The sequence below is a fragment of the Thermogemmatispora sp. genome (assembly GCF_019683755.1).
Lineage (GTDB): Bacteria > Chloroflexota > Ktedonobacteria > Ktedonobacterales > Ktedonobacteraceae > Thermogemmatispora.
Map to the genome: position 1 here is coordinate 1 of NZ_JADGHT010000366.1, position 4,470 is coordinate 4,470.

The following is a 4,470-nucleotide window of genomic DNA, read 5'->3' on the forward strand; positions in this document are numbered from 1 at the left end:
GTTGGTCCGACGGTGGCCGCTCGCCTGCGCAGCCTGGGTATCCACACGGTCGGTGATCTGCTCTTCTACTTCCCTCGCGAGCATCGCGACTACAGCAAGCTGCTTACCATCGCTGAGCTGCCTTTCGACGAGGTGGTCACAACGCGCGGCCTGATCTGGGAGGTCAAGACGAGCCGTACAAGCAGCGGGCGTACTCGCACAGTTGCCACCTTAAGCGATAGCACCGGTCGCCTCAGCGCTGTCTGGTTCAATCAGCCTTACTTGCAAAAGCAGCTTTCCGAAGCGCGTGGTGAGTGGCTGGTGGTCACAGGGGTGAAGCAACGTTTCGGCAATAAGGTCACCTTCACCGTGCGCAGTCACGAGCTGCCCGAGAAAGGGGAACTGCTCAATACAGGCATTCTTGTGCCCGTTTACTCGCTCACCGAGGGACTGCCAGCTCGCACGATGCGGCGCCTGACGCGCTGGGTCGTTGATCGCTATGCGGCGCTGGTCCCTGACCACCTGCCTCCCACGATCCGCCAGGCGGCAGGCCTCCTGCCTTTGCCAGAGGCGATTGCGCAGATGCATTACCCTGCCAATGAGGAAATGCTCGCGGCGGCCCGACGCCGCCTAGCCTTTGATGAACTATTCCTGATCCAGCTTGGCATGCAGGAGCGCCGAACACGCTGGCAGCGCGAGCTACCCAGTGGCCAGGCCTTCAAAGTCGATCTGGCGCGCATCTTTATCGAGCCAACCCCCGCCGAACGTGAGGCGGTCCAGGCGGCTGCCACGCCAGAAGCCGAGGCTCAGGGAGTGCAAGGCTTCCGCTCCCAGGCTGCAGCAGGTACAACGCTCTGGACCTCACTAGCCGATCAACGTCCTTTCGAAGCCACGCTTCCGTTCCGCTTTACCGCAGCTCAGCGCCGCGTGCTTTGCGAGATCCTTGGCGATCTGAGCCGCAGCCGACCAATGTGCCGCCTGCTGCAGGGCGATGTCGGCTCCGGCAAAACCGCCGTAGCCGCCGCAGCTCTCTTTGTGGCTGCCCTCAATGGCTATCAGGGCGCGATTATGGCTCCGACCGAGATCCTGGCAGAACAACATGCCCGCAGCATCGGGACTATGCTGGCTCCTTTCGGCATCCGCACTGTTTTATTGACTGGTGGCCTACGTCCCAAGGAGCGCGCCCTTGGTCGAGCAGCAATCGAGAGCGGTGAAGCGGCAGTAGTCATCGGCACCCACGCCCTGATCCAGGAAGATGTGACTTTCCAGCGCCTGGGCCTGGTTATCATCGATGAACAGCACCGCTTTGGTGTGGAGCAACGTGAGGCCCTGCGCCAGAAGGGCTACCATCCTCATATGCTGGTTATGACAGCTACCCCTATTCCGCGTACACTGGCGCTGACGCTCTATGGAGACCTGGATCTGTCGGTGATCGACCAGCTCCCCCCAGGCCGCCAAAAGGTGATTACGCGCTGGCGGACTGGCGCCCGTCGCGAGGAGGCCTATCGCCTGGTCGAACAGCAACTAGCAGAGGGCCGGCAAGCATTCATCATCTGCCCACTGGTCGATGAGTCCGAGAGCCTCAGCGCCAGAGCGGTCACCGCCGAATATGAACGCCTCAGCCGCGAGGTCTTCCCTCATCGACGGCTGGGTCTGCTGCACGGCGGCATGAAACCTGCAGAGAAGGATGCGGTGATGCGACGCTTCCGCGACCACGAGCTGGATATTCTGGTCGCTACCTCGGTGGTAGAGGTGGGCATTGATGTGCCTAATGCGACCGTTATGGTGATCGAAGATGCCGATCGCTTCGGTCTCTCACAACTTCATCAGTTTCGCGGTCGCGTCGGACGCGGTGCCCATCAATCCTATTGCTATGTGCTGAGCGCCGATGCAGGTCCCCAGGCTCGCGAACGCCTGGCAATCTTCCAGGAAATCGATGACGGCTTCAAGTTAGCGGAGCACGATCTGCGCCTACGCGGTCCCGGTGACTTTATCGGTGTGCGCCAGAGCGGCATGCCAGAGCTGCGCATCGCCGATTTCAACGATACCCGCCTGATCGAGGAGGCCCGAACACTGGCAATCCGTCTTTGGGAGAGCGATCCCTATTTGCAGCGACCAGAGCATGCGCCTCTGCGCGAACACCTGAGCCGTTTCTGGCAGGCCTTTATTCCACACTAATGCTGACCGCTCGCGTCTCTGCTCCACGTCCGGCGGCCAGCGTCCGGCCTTCGGCGCCCGGCACCGCTCCATCCAGGGGGTTTGCCTTCCCCGTTCCGCTAAATGCTATGATTCTAGTTGTGGCGAGGAGCAAGCCGCTATCTGCCCCTCCTAAATTGAGCTGGAAGTACTGGCATGGCACTCCCCGCCACAATATGGTGAGAGTGCTCTCCCAAGGCGCTAATCTGGCTGGTCAGCCTAGCCCGGCACGAGCACTGCTGCTTGAGGCCAGGCCGAAGGGAGACCACATCTGCAACTTTCGCCGTCTGCAGGAGAATTGCATGGCTATTAAGATCGCTTCCTTTGTTCTGCGTATTGCCGGTTTGCTGGCTCTGATCCTCGGTGTGCTCTTTTGGACAGGCAATGCCGCCCAGTTGATCCCGCTACATATGCTGCTGGGTTTCCTGGTGGTGCTTTCGCTGTGGGTGATTGGCATCGGGCAGGCCCTGGTGAGTGGGGGTAGCCCGGTGATCGCCGTGCTGGCCATCCTTATTGGCCTGCTCTTGCCTATCATTGGATTAATGCAGAATTCCTGGCTGCTGAACTCCTCACACTGGATTATCCAGGTTGTGCATCTTCTCATCGCCGTGCTGGCCATCGGCCTTGGTGAGATGGGCGCTGCACGCTACCGCCGGGCCAGCTCCGGCATCTCCGCCAGCTAGCAGCATCCCCTCACGGCTGTCTCGCCCCTCAGAAACCAGGAGCCAGGCGCTCGCCTGCAGTAGGCATCTTACCGTCTTGCCGGCAGGCCTATGCGCACCTGGCCCTGGTGGAGAGAGTTAGCAGTGAACTGAATGCGGCATTTCCTTCCCTCTCTCCTCGCGCTCGCTAGCTCCGAGCGCAGAGGTCTAGCCTCTAGCTTCCATTGATAGGTAGGACTACAATAAAGACCGTGCCTTCGCCAGGTGCAGATTCGCACCAGATGCGCCCGCCATGTCGCTCCACAATATCCTTGCAGATGGCCAGTCCCAGGCCCCAGCCATCCTTTGGCGAAGCCTGAGCTTCGGGCGTCCGGTAAAAGGCTTGAAAGATCTGCTCCCGCTGATCAGCAGGGATACCACGACCATGATCACGGACGCGGATCTCAACCTGACCATTCTGGCAGGCCAGACCGATCTCAACAGGGGTGTCCTCAGGCGAGTACTTGATGGCATTGCTAAGGAGGTTGGTCAGTACTTGATGGAGGCGGTCAGCGTCTGCCTTGATCATGAGGGTCTCTACAGGCGTCGCCAGGGTAATGGTACGCCCCGAGACAAGGCGCTGATCTTCAACAGCCTCACGGCAGATCTCTACCAGATCACACGGGCGAGGCCGCAATTTGAGTTTGCCGGCTTGGATGCTGCTCAGCGCCAGCATGTCATCGATGAGGGCACTGAGACGATAGGTTTGCTCATCGATCTTCTGCAATGCCAGACGGACACTGTCTAGCTCGGGCGGTAGCTCAGCCACACGTGTGAGACGCCGCAGGGCAATCTGCGCCTGACCGCGAATAGTGGTGATTGGCGTCTTTAGCTCATGCGAGGCGACTGAGATAAAGTGATCTTTGAGTTGATCAACACGCTTCAGCTCTTCGTTGAGTTGCTCCAGATCGTGAGCCCGGGCCTGGGCCTCTAGCTCGGCCAGCAAGGCACGACGCCGCGCCGCTTCGCGCTGACCCGCGATGATGGCAATGCCCACTTCGATCAGAAAGAAGGGCATAATCTCGGCCAGCTTGTCGATGTTGTCCGCCGCCCACTGGACACGCGGCAGCACGGCAAACGCTCCCTGGGGTGGGACATAAATATAGATGAGTGCCAGTGTACAGAGCAGAGCAGCACAAAGGGCCGGCCCTACCCCCCACAGTAGGGCCACCAGGAGTACTGGCAGGACCAGCGGCATGTCAGGCACATAGATACGAAGTGAAAAGAAGTGCTCCAGGTAGACGATTCCCAGTCCAAAGGCTACAATAGGGATAGAGAGGAGATAACCAATGGGAGCGCGTCGCCACCAGGGCACCCGCGTGGCATATAATCTGCGTACCTCCGCACTCTGGCGTAGACGCATGAGAATCAGTGGCTTACGGCCTTCTTTGACACGTGTGGCTTGCATGACCGTCTGTCTCTCCTGCCCAGGTTCAATGTTGTTCATTGTGCAGTATAGCATTCCCCGACAGTCCAGGCAAAGCAGAGACGCTCGCCTCCCCAGAACCACTGTCAGAAGGCGAGCGTCTGATCCTTCTATTTTTTGTTACAGCTACAGATCAAGTTCATGCAGCAGCCACTGCGTTTTCAATAC

3 protein-coding genes are annotated in these 4,470 nt (G+C 59.5%); 2 read left to right on the forward strand and 1 reads right to left on the reverse strand.

What is annotated here, in order from left to right; translation table 11 throughout:
- Both recG and IRZ24_RS17255 read left to right on the forward strand, forming a co-directional pair.
- A partial coding sequence (gene recG, locus IRZ24_RS17250) for an ATP-dependent DNA helicase RecG (protein ID WP_297166919.1) occupies positions 1-2,157 on the forward strand: 2,157 nt, incomplete at its 5' end.
- 320 nt (positions 2,158-2,477) lie between these two features.
- Positions 2,478-2,858 (forward strand): hypothetical protein, encoded by a 381-nt coding sequence (locus IRZ24_RS17255; RefSeq protein WP_297166922.1) that lies wholly within the window; start codon positions 2,478-2,480, stop codon positions 2,856-2,858.
- Positions 2,859-3,051: 193 nt separating this feature from the next.
- Here IRZ24_RS17255 and IRZ24_RS17260 read toward each other — a convergent pair whose 3' ends face one another.
- Positions 3,052-4,284, reverse strand: coding sequence for a HAMP domain-containing sensor histidine kinase (locus tag IRZ24_RS17260; RefSeq protein WP_297166926.1), 1,233 nt, complete (start codon positions 4,282-4,284; stop codon positions 3,052-3,054).
- Positions 4,285-4,470: the final 186 nt, after the last annotated feature.